This is a genomic window from Streptomyces sp. NPDC030222, assembly GCF_055573115.1.
On record NZ_JBVICA010000013.1, the window covers coordinates 187049 to 202588 of the forward strand.

12 protein-coding genes and 2 pseudogenes are annotated in these 15540 nt (G+C 71.6%); 7 read left to right on the plus strand and 7 right to left on the minus strand.

Annotation, left to right across the window (positions count from 1 at the left end):
* Positions 1 to 132: 132 nt before the first annotated feature.
* Positions 133 to 603: a MarR family winged helix-turn-helix transcriptional regulator gene (locus ACZ4Z5_RS20405; RefSeq protein WP_468264721.1), complete on the minus strand. Its 471-nt coding sequence runs from the start codon at positions 601 to 603 to the stop codon at positions 133 to 135.
* 333 nt (positions 604 to 936) lie between these two features.
* On the minus strand, positions 937 to 1512 hold the full coding sequence (locus ACZ4Z5_RS20410; protein ID WP_468264649.1) for a TetR/AcrR family transcriptional regulator: 576 nt from the start codon (positions 1510 to 1512) through the stop codon (positions 937 to 939).
* A 95-nt stretch (positions 1513 to 1607) separates the two neighbouring features.
* On the opposite strand from ACZ4Z5_RS20410, the pseudogene ACZ4Z5_RS20415 reads away from it, so the two are divergent.
* Together ACZ4Z5_RS20415 and ACZ4Z5_RS20420 are read left to right on the plus strand one after the other, a co-directional pair.
* Positions 1608 to 3125, plus strand: a pseudogene (locus tag ACZ4Z5_RS20415) (FAD-dependent oxidoreductase); the annotation flags it as partial.
* A gap of 256 nt (positions 3126 to 3381) precedes the next feature.
* Entirely contained in the window at positions 3382 to 4155 is a 774-nt protein-coding gene (locus ACZ4Z5_RS20420) for an SDR family NAD(P)-dependent oxidoreductase (protein WP_468264651.1), read from the plus strand.
* Between the two features lie 208 nt (positions 4156 to 4363).
* Here ACZ4Z5_RS20420 and ACZ4Z5_RS20425 read toward each other — a convergent pair whose 3' ends face one another.
* On the minus strand, positions 4364 to 5320 hold the full coding sequence (locus ACZ4Z5_RS20425; protein WP_468264653.1) for an ABC transporter permease subunit: 957 nt from the start codon (positions 5318 to 5320) through the stop codon (positions 4364 to 4366).
* Positions 5317 to 6132 (minus strand): ABC transporter ATP-binding protein, encoded by an 816-nt coding sequence (locus ACZ4Z5_RS20430; RefSeq protein WP_468264655.1) that lies wholly within the window; start codon positions 6130 to 6132, stop codon positions 5317 to 5319. Before ACZ4Z5_RS20430 ends, ACZ4Z5_RS20425 begins: the two co-directional genes overlap by 4 nt.
* Before the next feature lie 277 nt (positions 6133 to 6409).
* Here ACZ4Z5_RS20430 and ACZ4Z5_RS20435 point away from each other — a divergent pair, with 277 nt between their 5' ends.
* Both ACZ4Z5_RS20435 and ACZ4Z5_RS20440 read left to right on the plus strand, forming a co-directional pair.
* A complete protein-coding gene (locus ACZ4Z5_RS20435; protein ID WP_468264657.1) occupies positions 6410 to 7750 on the plus strand; it encodes a sensor histidine kinase in 1341 nt (446 codons plus the stop codon).
* Positions 7729 to 8421 carry a response regulator transcription factor gene (locus ACZ4Z5_RS20440; RefSeq protein WP_468264659.1) on the plus strand — a complete coding sequence of 231 codons (693 nt, stop codon included), beginning with the start codon at positions 7729 to 7731 and terminating at the stop codon, positions 8419 to 8421. The genes ACZ4Z5_RS20435 and ACZ4Z5_RS20440 overlap by 22 nt, the downstream gene beginning before the upstream one ends.
* Positions 8422 to 8534: 113 nt before the next feature.
* Here the strand turns inward: ACZ4Z5_RS20440 and ACZ4Z5_RS20445 are convergent.
* Positions 8535 to 8756, minus strand: a pseudogene (locus ACZ4Z5_RS20445) (transposase); the annotation flags it as partial.
* 175 nt (positions 8757 to 8931) lie between these two features.
* Positions 8932 to 10125 carry an RtcB family protein gene (locus ACZ4Z5_RS20450; RefSeq protein ID WP_468264661.1) on the minus strand — a complete coding sequence of 398 codons (1194 nt, stop codon included), beginning with the start codon at positions 10123 to 10125 and terminating at the stop codon, positions 8932 to 8934.
* Between the two features lie 163 nt (positions 10126 to 10288).
* On the opposite strand from ACZ4Z5_RS20450, the gene ACZ4Z5_RS20455 reads away from it, so the two are divergent.
* The 3 genes from ACZ4Z5_RS20455 (at position 10289) to ACZ4Z5_RS20465 (ending at position 13507) form a co-directional block, all read left to right on the plus strand.
* Positions 10289 to 11149, plus strand: coding sequence for a DUF3558 domain-containing protein (locus tag ACZ4Z5_RS20455; protein ID WP_468264663.1), 861 nt, complete (start codon positions 10289 to 10291; stop codon positions 11147 to 11149).
* Between the two features lie 170 nt (positions 11150 to 11319).
* On the plus strand, positions 11320 to 12057 hold the full coding sequence (locus tag ACZ4Z5_RS20460) for a DUF3558 family protein (protein ID WP_468264665.1): 738 nt from the start codon (positions 11320 to 11322) through the stop codon (positions 12055 to 12057).
* Between the two features lie 181 nt (positions 12058 to 12238).
* Entirely contained in the window at positions 12239 to 13507 is a 1269-nt protein-coding gene (locus tag ACZ4Z5_RS20465) for a DUF2637 domain-containing protein (protein WP_468264667.1), read from the plus strand.
* A gap of 109 nt (positions 13508 to 13616) precedes the next feature.
* On the opposite strand, the gene lysS is transcribed toward ACZ4Z5_RS20465, so the two are convergent.
* Positions 13617 to 15359 carry a lysine--tRNA ligase gene (lysS, locus tag ACZ4Z5_RS20470; RefSeq protein ID WP_468264669.1) on the minus strand — a complete coding sequence of 581 codons (1743 nt, stop codon included), beginning with the start codon at positions 15357 to 15359 and terminating at the stop codon, positions 13617 to 13619.
* Between the last annotated feature and the right edge of the window lie 181 nt (positions 15360 to 15540).

The following is a 15540-nucleotide window of genomic DNA, read 5'->3' on the forward strand; positions in this document are numbered from 1 at the left end:
CGCGACTGCCGAGGCGGTTCCGTTCCTCTGGGATCTCGCGGTGACTGGAGACCCGGTCCCGCGAGGCCGTGGTCCCGCAGGTGCCCGGTCAGGCGCCGCGGCGTACCCCACGAGCAGAGGACACGGACGCGCTCAGGACCTCATGGCCCTGGCGCCCCCGGGGCCGCTGTCGCGCAGGCGTCGGATCTGCGCCGCGCTCAGTTCCACCGTCCTGCGCATGTGGGCGACGAGAAGAGCGAGTTCCCGGTCCTCGTAGGTGTCGATCAGTTCCCACCACGGGCCGTTCAGCTCCCGCCACACCTCGCCCAGCTCGGCCATGCGCTCCGGCACGGTGACGACGAGCACGCGCCGCCGGTCCTCGGTGTCCCGGTGCCGGGTGACGTAGCCGGCCTTCTCCAGTCGGTCGACCAGCCTGGTCGCCGACCCCGTGGTGAGCCCGGTCAGTTCCCCGATCCGTCCGGTGGTGACGGGTCCGGCCTCCAGGGCCAGGAGGTCGAGGCACTGCAGGTCGGTCGGGTGGAGGCCGAGCGTGTCGGCGACCGCCTGGTTGAAGAGGGCGTAGGCAGCCATGTACCGGCGTGTCTCGGTGGCCATGTCCGCCATCAGCGCACGGCGCCCGGCGCCGGCACCGCCTGCGTCTCCGGCACCTCCTGTGCCCGCGTTCCGGCCGGTCATCGCCCCGGTCATCGCCCCGTCACCGCCTGCTCGCCGCCGCCCGGTCGCGGCTTCCCCCACTCATCGTCGCCCAGGCGCCGCTTCTCCCTCTCGCTGTCTCCCGACTGCCGCTGCTGCCGCTCGCCCATCGCTCGCCGTTCGTTGGTGTCCGCCCTGTCTCCGCACCCGCACGAGTCCTGCCGCGCGCAGCGGGATTGCCCCCGGCGCCGCGCGCCACCCGCCGACGCGTGCTTCGTTTCCGAACCCTACGGCGCCCCGGGGTCAGGCCTGCTCCGCCGTGAGGTAGCGCTGGATGGTCGGCGCCAGCCAGGCGATCACCTCCTCGCGGTCCATCGCGACGGCGGGCGGGATGCGCAGGACGTACCGGGCCATGGCCATGCCGAGTATCTGGGAGGCGACGAGCACGGCCCGCCGGGGTGCGTCCGCCGGGTCCGGGCACACGGCCGCGGCGATGGGCCCCACCTGCTCCTCGAAGACCGCGCGCATCCGTTCGGCGCCGGCCTGGTTGGTCACGGCGACCCGGAGCATGGCCGTGAGGACGTCGTCGCGCTCCCAGCGGTCGAGGAAGTGCGAGGCGAGCACGGCTCCGATGTGCGTGGCCGGGAGTCCGCCCAGCTCGGGCAGACGCAGATCGATCTCCGAGGCGGCGGCGAACAGCCTCTCCTTGTTGCCGAAGTACCGCATCACCATCGACGGGTCGATGTCCGCGTCTCGGGCGATGGCGCGGATGGTGGCCCGCTCGTAGCCGTCGGCGGCGAAGCGCTCGCGGGCGGCCTCGAGGATCGCGGCCTTGGTGGCGTCGGAGCGGCGAGGGGCCGCCGAGGCATCGGTCGTCATGGTCAACAACTGTAGGCCAACGGGTGTTGACACGCCAGATTCCCCCGCCGTACATTGCCAACAAGCGTTGACCAACAAGCGTTGGCACGGGATCGGACGACGATCGCCCGTCGGCTCAGGAGGCCGCCATGAACGGCAAGTCCGCAAGCAGCAGCACCACCCGTCGGCACACCGAGGACGGCGAAACCCCATTCGCCGCCGACGTCCTCGTCGTGGGCGCGGGCCCGACCGGACTGACACTCGCCGGGGACCTGGCCGCCGCAGGACTGCGGGTCACCCTCGTCGAGCGCCGGCCCGACGGGACCAGCAATCTGACCCGTGCGTTCGGTGTGCACGCCCGCACGCTCGAACTGCTCGACGCCCGCGGCCTCGCCGACGAACTGGTCGGCACCGGCTCGAAGACCACCGGTCTGCGCCTGTTCGGTACGGCAGCCATCGACCTCTCGCGACTCCGCACCCGCTTCCCGTACCTGCTGATCACGCCGCAGTACGAAGTCGAGCGGCTGTTGGAGCGCCGCGCTCTGTCCACAGGTGTGGACTTCCGGTACGGCACCGAGCTCACCGGTCTGCGCCAGGACGCGGACTCGGTGACCGCGGAGGTGCGCGACGGGTCCGGCCGGTCCGCCACGCTCCGGGCCCGCTATCTCGTGGGCACGGACGGAGTGCGCTCCACCGTCCGCAGGGCGCTCGGGCTGCCCTTCCCCGGTTCGTCCGTGATCCGCTCGATGGTCCTCGCCGACGTCCGGCTCACCGAGCAGCCGGGCGCCGTGCTCGCCGCCACCGGCGACGGGGACTGCTTCGCCGTCCTCATCCCCTTCGGAGACGGGTGGTTCCGCGTCATGGGCTGGGACCGCAGCCGCCAGGTGCCGGACACCGAACCCGTCGGCCTCGACGAGGTGCGGGACATCGCCCGACGGGCGCTCGGCACCGACCACGGCATGCACGACGCCCGCTGGGTGTCCCGCTTCCACAGCGACGAACGGCAGGTCCCCGCCTACCGCACCGGACGCGTCTTCCTCGCCGGGGACGCCGCACACGTGCACTCCCCCGCCGGCGGCCAGGGCATGAACACCGGCATGCAGGACGCCGCCAACCTGTCCTGGAAGCTGGCCGCCGCCCTGTGCGGCGACACCCACGACCCCGAGGCGCTGCTCGACAGCTACGCCGCGGAACGCCACCCCGTCGGCGCCATGGTGCTCCGCAGCAGTGGCGCCCTCATCCGGCTCGCCATGGCGCACACCCCGCTCCAGCGCGCCGCCCGGTCGGCAGCCGCACTGCTCAGCACATGGCGTCCCGTCGCGGACAAGGCCGTGGGCATGATCTCGGGCGTCGGCATCTCCTACCCCGCCGAGCGCGGCGCCCACCGCCTCGTCGGACGACGCGTCCCCGATCTGCACCTGGCGGAGGGCCGCCTCTACGAACTCCTCCGCAAGGGCCGCTTCGTCCTCGTGTCCCCGGACGACCCGGCGCCCGGACGGACCGTCCCCGCCCACTGGACCGGCGACCGGCCCACCACGCTCCTGATCCGCCCCGACGGATACGTCGCCTGGGCCGCCGACCAGCCGGACGATGCCGCGCTGCGCGCGGCCCTCGCCCGCTGGACCGGGGAATGACCCCGGCCCACCGTCCCGGCGCCGGCCGGCCCTGTGGCACGCGACCCGCATGCTCTCGGCCGGTTCCGTCACCGGGTGTCCCCCACCGGCACCGCCTGATCACGTGCGCCCCCACGGCGCTGACGTCCCGACAGTCGCCGGCGTCCCCACGGCCTGCCGCTGACGAGCCGGCGGCCGCCGACGCCCCCACGGCCGCCGGTACCCGTACCGCCTATCCTGGCGCCAACCGTCGATCACAGGGCACGAGGAGTACCAGATGACCGCCGCCGCCTCCCGCACCGCAGTCGTCACCGGAGCGAGCAGCGGAATCGGGGCCGCCACGGCCCGGCACCTCGCGGCCGCCGGCTACCACGTCGTCCTCACCGCCCGCCGCAAGGACCGCATCGAGGCCCTCGCCGCCGAACTGACCGAGGCCGGCCACCGGGCGACCGCCCACGTCCTCGACGTCACCGACCGCGCCGCCGTCGACGCCTTCGCCGCCTCGCTCGCCGAGCTGCCCTCCGTCGACGTCCTCGTCAACAACGCCGGCGGAGCCCTCGGCGCCGACCCGGTCGCCACCAGCGACCCCGAGGACTGGCGCCGCATGTACGAGGTCAACGTGATCGGCGCCCTCCACACCACCCAGGCCCTGCTGCCCGCCCTCACCGCGAGCGGCGACGGCACGGTCGTGGTCCTGTCCTCCACCGCCGGCCTCGCCACCTACGAAGGCGGCGGCGGCTACGTCGCCGCCAAGCACGGCGCCCACGTCCTCGCCGAGACCCTCCGCCTGGAGATCGTCGGCACCCCCGTCCGCGTCATCGAGATCGCCCCCGGCATGGTGAAGACGGAGGAGTTCGCCACCACGCGCTTCCGCGGCGACGCCGAGAAGGCCGCCACGGTCTACGCCGGCGTCGCGGAACCCCTCACCGCCGACGACGTCGCCGACACCATCACCTGGGCCGTCACCCGCCCCTCCCACGTCAACGTCGACCTCCTGGTCCTCCGCCCCCGCGCCCAGGCCTCCAACACGAAGGTCCACCGGGAGCTCTGACGGCGAAGCCCGTGACCGCATTACGCGGTTTCAGCGTCGCCCTGCGAAGGGGGTCGTGCCCCGACCGTCCCAGTGGGCCGAGACAGCCGAGGCTCGCAACATCGGGATCTCCAGGTCAGTACTTCGCGGTGCCGTCCGGGAGCGGTGACCGTCCTCCGCGTCGGCCGGGGATCGCGCGCCCAGCCGCGGGTCGATGACGACGGACCTTTCAGGTGAGGCGGTGCCGGGTCCACCAGAAGCAGAGGCCGGCCAGCGCCGCAGCCGCGGCCAGGCACAGGCCCGTCTCGGCCCACTGGAGGGGCCAGAAGTGACTCGACGGGTGGAACTCCGCCCAGTGCCCGGTGACCCCCTTTCCTGCCAGGCACTGCTTGTAGTTGTCCGCAGCAAAGCACTCGCCGGACTGCGGTACGCGTCGGCCGGCGGCCACGACCAGCCCGTCGTCGAACAGCCAGGCGTCGCCGGGTGCCGCATCCACGCCCAGGCCCGACCGCTGCGCCGTCACCGTCGGCCACAGGCCGCCGCGGACCTGCTCCAGGGCGAACAAGGCGGAACCGCCGACCGCCCCGGTGGCCGCCATGGCGACGACGGTGCGCCGCAACAACAGGCTCAGCGTGACGCCGATCATCAGCACCAGCAGCGCCTTGGCGACGGGCGCGGGCCCGACGGCATCGAACGGTATCGGCATGTACCACGGGAAATTGCTGCCGACCGCACCGGCGACCGTATGCCACCACCACGTGGCACACGCGGTGATCACGCCTGCCGCGGCCAGGGTCAGCGTCACGGGCACGGCCAGCTTCGCCCGGAGCAGGCGGGCGCGTGACACCGACTGCGACAGCGCGGTGCGCAGGGTGCCCGACTCCAGTTCCTGCGCGAACAGCGGTGCGCCGAGGAACACCCCGAGCAGCAGCGGGAGGAGCAGGAGCAACTGGAGTGGCAGGCGCAGCGGGTACTGGTGCTCCTGCTGGTAGTCGATCAGGGTCTGGGAGCACTGCGGCGCCCCGGCCTGCCCGGCGCACCCGTCCAGCGCCCGGGCGGCCTCCGCCGACGCGTACCCCCCGAACGCGAGGTACCCGCCGACGAGCACGGTCAGGGCGAGCAAGGCCCACAGCGCGGCGCGGTGCTGGCGCCAGACCAGCCAGGTGACGCCTCGTACGCCGATCATGCCGCACCCCCGACGCGCTCGGGGCGGGCGGCCGGTGTGGCCACCGCGGGCAGGAGGGGGTCGCGCAGGTACGTCATGATCAGCTGTTCCAGGGAGGGGACGGAGCCGTCGGCACCGTGGCGGTGTGCGGCGCGGAGGTCGTCGACGTCACCGGCCAGCCGGATGCGCCCGGAGCCGACAAGAAGGAGGAAGTCGCAGGCGTCTTCGAGTTCCGAGACGACGTGCGAGGACAGCAGGACGGTGGTTCCGTGCGTGGCCGCCTCCGACAGGAGGAGTTCGGACATCTCACGCCGTACCAGCGGATCGAGGTCGGCCATCGGCTCGTCCAGCATCAGCAGGCGCGGGCGTTTGCCGAAGGCGAGCGCCAAGGCCACCCGGGTGTGCTGGCCCCCGGAGAGTGAGCCGACGCGGGCGTGGTGGGGTATGTCGCCGCCCGCGACGACGCGTTCGGCGACGGCCTGGTCCCAGGTCGGGTTCATCTCGCGGCCCATCCGGAGGATCTCCGCAACACGGAAGCCGCGGAGGAGCGCTTTGTCCTGACTGAGCAGGGCGGTCGTGGCCCGGGCGCCGGAATCCTGTGGGGACCTGCCGAAGACGTGGATCGATCCCTCGGTGGGGGTCAGCAGGTCGGCGGCCAGGGAGAGCAGGGTGCTCTTCCCCGCCCCGTTCGGACCCACGAGGGCGCACACCCGGCCGGCCGGGATCTGGAAGGTGCAGTCACGCAGAGCCCATCCGCGCCGATAGCGCCGGCCGAGCCCGATGGCTCGCAGTGCGGGGCCCGCCGGGTCCGCGGCGTTGGCGATGCGGTTCACCGGCCGTGCCCCGCTTTCCGTACGGCCGTTGCGGGCAGTGCCGCGACAGTGGTGCCGACGGCGGCACAGGGAGTGATGAGGGGTGTGGGCCTCTGTTCGGTGTTCATGGACCCGACGCTAGGAACCGCCGCGCCCGTCACGCATCGGAAGTTGGTCGAGCGCGTCGGTGACCTTGGGCGGTGCCCGGACCCGGTGGCGGGCCGACCAAGGTAGGGGGTTTCCTGACGAAGGTCGAGACGAGGGTTTTACGTGGTTTGTGTCGCGTAGGCTCCGCCCCGTGCACCCTCCCCCTGCCTCCCGTCGGCGCTTCGTCGACGTCACCGTCGTGGTGTTCGCCGTCTGCCTGTCCGTGGCGCTCGCCGGAACCGCGGCCAATCCGCTGCTGATGTTCCCTCGTGTCCCGGGCACGCCGTCGCTGTCCGTCGTGAAAGTCGTCGCGCTGTACGAGCCCTGGTTCGTCTTCGTGGACGCCGGCTCGGTCGTCTCCGCCGGGGCGGCGTGCGCCCTGTGGTGGCGGCGCCGGTTTCCCGTCGCCGTCGCCGTCCTCACGCTCGTACTCGGGCTGTTGTCCCCGGCGGTCACGGTCTCCGCGATGGTCGCACTGTTCACCGCCGCGGCACTGCGCCCCGTGCGTGTCACGGCCTGGCTCGCGGCGGCCGCGGCGGTTCCCGTCGCCGTGGCCCAGGCGTGGCGCGGTACGAGCGTCCTGGACCCGGCGGTCCTGGGTACCCTGCTCATCGCCTGGACGTTGGTCGCCCTGTCGGTGGGCTGGGGCCGGTTCGTCCGCTCGCGCCGGAAGCGGGAGGCCGCCCTCACCGAGCGCGCCCGGCGGGCCGATCAGGAAGCCACCCGGCGGACCCTGGAAGCGCAGCAACGGGCCCGTGAGGACATCGCACGCGAGATGCACGACGTCTTGGCCCACCGGCTCTCGCTGCTGAGCGTGCACGCCGGTGCCCTGGAGCTCAACTCCTCCCCCGATCCCACCGACGTGGGGCGTGCGGCGGGGGTCATCCGGGAGAGCGCCCACCAGGCCCTTGAGGACCTTCGTACCGTCATCGGACTCCTGCGCACTCCCGGCGACCGCTACCCCTCCCTCCCGCCGTCCGCGGCCCCGGCACCGCGGGCTGCTCCCGGGGCCCACCACGAGACCTCCGGCGAAGCGCTCCCCGAGGCACCGCAGCCCTCCCTGGCCGACCTCGGCAGGCTCGCCGACGAGTCCCGTGCCGCCGGCATGCGGCTCCGCCTGGACGTCGACGTCGAGGAGCCGGCCACTGCCCCGGCGCTCGCGGGCCGCACCGTCTACCGCATCGTGCAGGAGGGCCTGACCAATGCCCGCAAGCACGCACCGGGCGCCCCCGTCTACGTCGAGGTGAGCGGAGGACGGGGCGCCGGTCTGGACATCATCGTCCGCAACCCCGCCGTACCGTCCGGGCCTTCGGGCTCGGCAGCTTCCCCCGGAGGCCCGGCGTCGCCCGGCACGCCAGACGGTGCCGTCCCGGGATCCGGCCGAGGCCTCATCGGCCTGGCCGAGCGCGCGGCGCTGGCAGGCGGCGAACTGCGGCACGGACCCAGTGCCGGTGACTTCCTCCTCCAGGCATGGATACCGTGGCCCGCGTGATCCGACTCCTGCTCGCCGACGACGACCCACTGGTACGCATGGGCCTGCGCGTGATGTTCGCCGGCGTGGAGGACATCGACGTCGTCGCGGAAGCGGCTGACGGCGACGAGGCCGTCGCCCTCACCGCCGAACACGCCCCCGATGTGGCCCTCCTCGACATCCGCATGCCGGTCCGCGACGGCCTGGCCGCGACCCAGGCCCTGCGCGCGCTCCCCACCGCCCCGGCCGTCATCGTCCTGACCACCTTCAACCCGGACGACTACGTCCTGCGCGCCCTGCGGGCCGGCGCCGCCGGTTTCCTCCTCAAGGACACCCCGCCGAACGACATCGTCGGCGCCGTGCGCCGTGTCGCAGCCGGAGACCCCGTCCTGTCCCCGGCAGTCACCCAGCAGCTGATCGCGCAGATCAGGACCCCGCCGGCCGAGCCCGCCACCGACGCCCGGGCCCGGGCCCGGGCCCGACTGGAGCGTCTGGCCGCACGCGAGTACGACGTCGCACGTGCGGTCGGTCAGGGGCGGACGAACGCGGAGATCGCCGCCCGGCTGTTCATGAGCGTCCCCACCGTCAAGGCACACGTGTCAAGCATCCTGGCCAAGCTCGAAGTCACCAACCGTGTCCAGATCGCCCTGATCGTCCACGACGCCGCCCCCGACAGCGCTGCAGGGGTATAGAACGTTTCCCCGAGGATCATCCGGCCGTTGCTCCGGCTGTGCGCCGGGGTCGGCGTTGGCGCCCGGTCGTCCGCCCGGCGGAGCAGTGGGATCAGCGCATGTCGCTCCCCTGTGCCGTTCGCCGACCACAACCGGTGGTGTTCGTGGACGGTCTTCCGCGACACGAACCGCTCGGGCAGGTCGCGCCACTGCACCCGGGTCCGCACCGGGTACAGGAACCCGTCGATCACCTGGAGGTGATTTCGTTGTCGTGGACCTCGCCGGGCAAAGCAGACGAGGCCCGGAACCCAGTCGGCGTTGAACGGTTCGCGCCCACTGCCTCCGCCACCTGACACGAGTTGTCCGCACGCCGACCCTCAGGCGGTCCGCCCGAGGGTCGGCGTGCGGGAAGCGTCGGCCGGTTCCGAGTCGTCTTCACCTCGATCTCCAGGCCGCCGGCCTACGGCTCTCCTTTTGCGCACGAAGCCGGACGGCAGTCCGGGGCCCGTCGATCACGTGATGTGCTGGACCTCAGCCCTTCACACAGATGACCTGCTTCAGCTTCGCCACGACCTCGACCAGGTCGCGCTGCTGGTCCATGACCTTCTCGATCGGCTTGTACGCGCCGGGGATCTCGTCCACGACGCCCGAGTCCTTGCGGCACTCGACGCCGCGGGTCTGCTCCTCCAGGTCCCGCGTCGAGAAGCGGCGCCGCGCCGCGTTGCGGCTCATGCGGCGGCCGGCACCGTGGGACGCGGAGTTGAAGGCCAGCTCGTTGCCGAGACCGCGCACGATGTAGGAACCGGTTCCCATCGAGCCCGGGATGATGCCGTAGTCGCCGCTGCCCGCACGGATCGCGCCCTTGCGGGTGACGAGCAGGTCCATGCCCTCGTACCGCTCCTCCGCCACGTAGTTGTGGTGGCAGGAGATCACCGGGTCGAAGGTCACCTTGGCCTTCTTGAACTCCCGGCGGACGACGTTCTGGAAGAGCGTCATCATGATCGCCCGGTTGTACTTCGCGTACTCCTGCGCCCAGAAGAGGTCGTTGCGGTACGCCTGCATCTGCGGGGTGTCCGCGACGAACACTGCCAGGTCGCGGTCGACGAGGTTCTGGTTGTGGGGGAGCTTCTGTGCGACGCCGATGTGGTAGTCGGCCAGTTCCTTGCCGATGTTCCGGGAGCCGGAGTGGAGCATCAGCCACACGGAGCCGTTCTCGTCGAGGCAGAACTCCACGAAGTGGTTCCCGCTCCCGAGGGTTCCCATCTGCTTCGTCGCGCGGTCCTGGCGGAACCTGACCGCTTCCGCGATGCCGTCGAAGCGGCTCCAGAAGTCGTCCCAGCCACCGGTCGGAAAGCCGTGCAGGCCACTGGGGTCGACCGGGGTGTCGTGCATGCCTCGGCCCACCGGGATGGTCTGTTCGATCTTGGAGCGGAGACGGGACAGATCGCCGGGGAGGTCGTTCGCGGTCAGCGACGTCCTGACCGCCGACATCCCGCAGCCGATGTCCACGCCGACCGCCGCCGGGCAGACCGCGCCGCGCATGGCGATCACCGAGCCGACCGTGGCGCCCTTGCCGAAGTGGACGTCGGGCATCACTGCCAGGCCCTTGATCCACGGGAGGGTCGCCACGTTCCGCAGCTGCTGCATCGCGACGTCCTCGACCGTCGCGGGATCCGTCCACATCCGGATCGGAACCTTCGCCCCGGGCACCTCTATGTACGACACACTTCCTCGATTCCCCCGATGAGACTGAAAACGCAAAACTGGCGACAAGTGGCAGCAAAAGCGACGGGAGACCGGCGGCCGCACCAGTGCGTGCGATACACATTGTCTCCAGCGACCGCCTCCCGGCGGCAAACGTTTTTCCGTCCGAAGGGGGCCCGGAACCTTGCAGCGCAAGGCCTACGCATCCGGTGTCGCACTGCTCGCCGTACTGGTCACCGGCTGCACGGCCGCGTCCGGGGACGACACCTCCGCCGCGGACCCGAAGATCGGCGCGAGCAAGCCGGCCGAGGCTCCGCCCGGCAAGTACCGCACTCTTCGCGAGCCCTGCGGCAGTGTCGACCGGGAGATCCTGAAGGACATGCTGCCGGTCCCGGCCGACCTGCCGCAGGAGCAGCGCGCCACGGTCTACGCCGGGACCGCGGCGCTCACCTACGACACCGACCGCCGTGTCGGCTGCCGCTGGAAGTCGGAGTCCCCGGACAGCACCCACCGCCTCGTCGTCGACTTCGAGCGCGTGGTCTCCTACGACCCCGCCGTGAGCGACGACGACCGCGCCCGCGCGCTCTACGCGAAGCAGGTCACGGCCGCCGGACTCCCCGCCCCGGCCGGACCCGCGGCGCCCGGCAAGGCGACCGGCGGGGTGGCGGGCGGAGCCGCGGACGGGGCCGCCGCCAGGAACACCGGCAAGGCCTCCGGAGGCCCGGCCACGGGAACCGCCGCGGCGGGCGCCACCCCCTCCTCCCCTGCCCCCGGTTCGCCGTCCCCGAATGCCTCCCCCGACGACCTCAAACCGCGCATTCTCGACAATCTTGGCGATTCCGCGTTCCTGAACGACGTCCTGGGCCGGGCCGGTTCCACCGCGCAGAGCCGCACCGTCAGCGTGGTGTTCCGCACATCGAACGTCATCGTGACCATCCAGTACACCGAGCAGCCCGCCGTCGTGACCGTGGTCCCCGACAGCAAGGAACTACAGGAAAAAGCCCAGGCCCTGGCCGACGGACTGGCCGAGCAGTTCAACGACTGACCCCCTCCCCGACACCCCCGCCCGTGCAGTTGCGTCGTACAGCGATCACTCCGGACCGCGACGTCGTCGGCGTACCGTGGCGGGCGGACCGGACGGCGTACCGACGGGCGACGCGCCTCGACGTACGGACGAGCGGCGAGAACGACCGACGACGAATGAGCGAAGGAAACATGCACCGATCAGCCACGCGACTCACCCGCATACTCGCCTGCGCAGCCGTTCCGGCCATGCTTCTCGTCGCCGGCTGCTCGTCCGACTCCGACGGCGGCGGTGACGCCGGAGCCGCGAAGGGCCAGGGGTCCCCGGCCGCCGCCGCCCCGTCCGCCGCCAAGCCGTCGGCGGACAAGCCGCTGGAGCCCGCGAAGTACGCGAAGCTGCCGGACGCCTGCAAGGCGATCACCGGGAAGACGATCGACGACATCGTCCCGGAGGCGAAGGACGCCACGGGCACGGCCGGGAAGTCCTCTGAGATCAGCACCCAGGGCAGCTGCTCCTGGAACGGTCTGGACGACAACGGCGTCAAGGGTTCCCAGTACCGCTGGCTGGACGTCTCCTTCAAGCGCCTGGAGTCCGCCAAGAGCCTCGGCAGCGCCGACGAGCGCGCCAAGGAGGCCTTCGACCGTCAGGTGGCGGCCACGAAGCAGACGCAGGGCGCCAAGAACGTCAAGGACGAGAAGCTGTCCGGCCTGGGCGACCAGGCCAGCCTGATCACCTTCGACCTCCGCAAGACCGACACCAACTTCAAGTACGAAGTGATCGTGGTGAAGACGGAGAACGTCGTCATCACCCTCGACTACAACGGCGCCGGCTACCAGGGTGCCGCGGCGCCCGAGCACGACGAGATGCTCGACGACGCGAAGAAGGCCGTCAAGGACGCCCTGGCAGCGGTCTCCGCCGCCAACAAGTGACCGGTTCCACCGGCGCGTTCCCATGACCGCGGTCACCCGGCGCGTTCACGTGACCGCGTTCCACCGCCTTCCGCACGGATCCGCGGAACCCGGCCCTCCCCCCTGAGGGCGGGCTCCGCGGGCATGTGCCAGTCTGTGTGCCGCCGGATTCGAGTACGGGAGGGGATCGCGGGTGGCCGCGATGCAGCTGACACGCACACACCGCATACTCATCGGTGTCGTCGTCGCCGGTGCCGTGATCATCGCCGGCATCGGTTTCGCGGGTTCGTACGCTGCCGTGCGCGAACTCGCCGAGAAGAAGGGCTTCGGCGCCTTCTCCCTCGTCTTCCCGATCGGCATCGACGCGGGCATCTGCGTGCTCCTCGCACTGGACCTGCTGCTGACCTGGATCCGCATACCGTTCCCGCTGCTGCGCCAGACCGCATGGCTGCTGACGGCCGCGACCATCGCGTTCAACGGCGCAGCCGCCTGGCCCGACCCCCTCGGCGTCGGCATGCACGCGGTGATCCCGGTGCTGTTCGTCGTCGCCGTCGAGGCCGCACGGCACGCCGTGGGCCGGATCGCGGACATCACGGCCGACAAGCACATGGAGGGCGTGCGACTGACCCGCTGGCTGCTGGCGCCCGTGCCGACGTTCCGGCTGTGGCGGCGGATGAAGTTGTGGGAGCTGCGGTCGTACGACCAGGTGATCAAGCTGGAGCAGGACCGGCTGATCTATCAGGCCAGGCTGCAGGCCCGGTACGGACGCGCCTGGCGGCGGAAGGCCCCGGTCGAGGCACTGATGCCGCTGCGCCTCGCCCGGTACGGCGTGCCGCTGGCGGAGACCGCGCCGGCCGGCCTCGCGGCGGCAGGGATCGAGCCGCAACTCCTGCCCGCGCAGCCTGCGGCACCGGCGCTGGAGCCCACCAGGGCCACCCACGCGCAGACGCCGGTCGCGGCCGCTGCGGAAGGCCCGAGCCAGTGGTTCGCCGCAGAGCAGTACGGGCGCTATCAGGGCGACTACGACCCGAACTACGACCCGAACTACGAGCCGCCCGGGTACGCCCCGGGGCCGGAGCAGCAGACCCGGTACGACCAGCAGCCGCAGCAGATCCAGGTGCCGCAGCCGCGCACCGCGGAACCCGAGCCGGTGCCTCAGCCGCGCACGGCGGAGCCAGGACAGGCACCGGCCCAGGCGCAGGCACCGGAGCCGCAGTTCCAGGTGCCGAACGGGGCGGGCGGCACGCGGCCACTGGGGGAGGGCGTGCAAGAGGCGCTGCCCTCGGACGAGAACCTGTACCAGGTGTTCCGGCAGTCGATAGAGGGTGAGGGCATGCCGACGCCCGGCGCCTTCGCCTCGAACGTCGAGGCCGCTTACGGGCTGCGCCTCCCGTCCCGCGAGCTGAACCAGTACATGGAGCGGTTCACGGCCCAGTTCAACAACGAGCTGCTGGAGGACCACATCGCGTAGGGCCTGACGCACAAGGCCACGGACGCAGACCGCCGCGCACCCGCCGCCGGCAACGACGAGGGCCGTCACCGGGAACATCCGGTGACGGCCCTCCGCGTCCGGCGGCCGGTTACGAACCGAGCAGCTTGCGCACCCGGTCCGCGCCGACGGCGAGGAGCAGGGTGGGGAGGCGCGGTCCGGTCTCACGGCTGACGAGCAGCCGGTAGAGCAGCGCGAAGAAGGAACGCTGGGCGACCTTCAGCTCGGGCGTGGGCTTGGCGTCGGGCTCCAGACCGGCCATCACCTTGGGCACGCCGTAGACGAGCGTGGTGAGCCCGTCCAGCGACCAGTGGGTGTCCAGGCCCTCCTGGAGCAGCCGCAGCGACTCGCGGGCGGTGTCGTCGAGCGAGGCGAGGAGCTCGGTGTCCGGCTCCTCGCGCACCAGGGTGCGCTGTTCGGCCGGGACCTGGGTGGTGATCCAGTTCTCGGCGCGGTCGAGGCGCGGCCTGGCCTCGTCGAGCGAGGTGAGCGGGTTCTCGGGGTCGAGCTCGCTGAGGATCCGCAGGGTCTGCTCGTCATGGCCGGCCGAGATGTCCACGACCGAGGCGAGCGTGCGGTACGGCAGCGGGCGCGGGGTGCGCCGCAGTTCGCCGTCGGCGGTGCGGGTGGCCCGGGAGTGCGCTGCGGCGTCGGCGGGCAGCACGCTGCCGTCGGCGACCTTGCGCTCCAGGGAGTCCCACTCGTCGTAGAGCCGCTGGATCTCCTGGTCGAAGGCGATCTTGAACGACTGGTTCGGCCTGCGGCGGGCGTACAGCCAGCGCAGCAGCTGCGGCTCCATGATCTTCAGCGCGTCGCCCGGGGTGGGCACGCCGCCCTTCGACGAGGACATCTTGGCCATGCCGCTGATGCCGACGAAGGCGTACATGGGGCCGATCGGCTGCTTGCCGTCGAAGATGCCGACGATCTGGCCGCCGACCTGGAAGGAGGAGCCGGGCGAGGAGTGGTCGACACCTGAGGGCTCGAAGATCACGCCTTCGTACGCCCAGCGCATCGGCCAGTCGACCTTCCAGACCAGCTTGCCGCGGTTGAACTCGGTCAGCCGGACGGTCTCGGAGAAGTCGCAGGCGGTGCAGCGGTAGGACAGCTCGGTCGTCTCGTCGTCGTACGAGGTGACCGTGGTGAGGTCCTTGTTGCAGTTGCCGCAGTACGGCTTGTACGGGTAGTAGCCGCCCGCACCGCCGCTGCCGTCGTCCTCGGTCGCGGCGCCGGAGCCCTCCTCGGCCTCCAGTTCGGCCTCGTCGACGGGCTTCTGCTGCTGCTTCTTCGCCTGGGCCTTCTGCTTGGTGCGGTACTGGTCGAGGATGGCGTCGATGTCCGCACGGTGCTTCATGGCGTGCAGGATCTGCTCGCGGTACACACCGGAGGTGTACTGCTCGGTCTGGCTGATGCCGTCGTACTGCACGCCGAGCTCGGCCAGCGCCTCGACCATGGCCGCCTTGAAGTGCTCGGCCCAGTTCGGGTACGCCGAGCCGGCCGGGGCCGGGACGGAGGTCAGCGGCTTGCCGATGTGCTCGGCCCAGGACGCGTCCGTGCCGGGGACACCGGCCGGCACCTTGCGGTAGCGGTCGTAGTCGTCCCAGGAGATCAGGTGCCGGACCTCGTACCCCCGGCGGCGGATCTCGTCGGCCACCAGGTGCGGGGTCATGACCTCGCGGAGGTTGCCCAGGTGGATGGGGCCGGAGGGCGACAGGCCGGACGCGACGACGACGGGTTTGCCAGGCGCACGACGCTCCGACTCGGCGATGACCTCGTCCGCGAAACGGGAGACCCAGTCGGTCTCGGTGCTCTGAGCGCTCTGAGCCACGATCGGCACGTCCTTCTTTCTCGTAAGCCGGCAATCGCCATTGTCCCAGACGGAAGGGACCCCTCCGCGGTTGCGTGGCCCCGGCACTTCCCCGAGCCCTCCGCAGGGCCGTCCTCCGGGGTCCCTCCGGGGGGTGTTCCGGGAATTCTCCGGGGAACCGGCAAGGCCCGCCATGGAATACTTGACAACC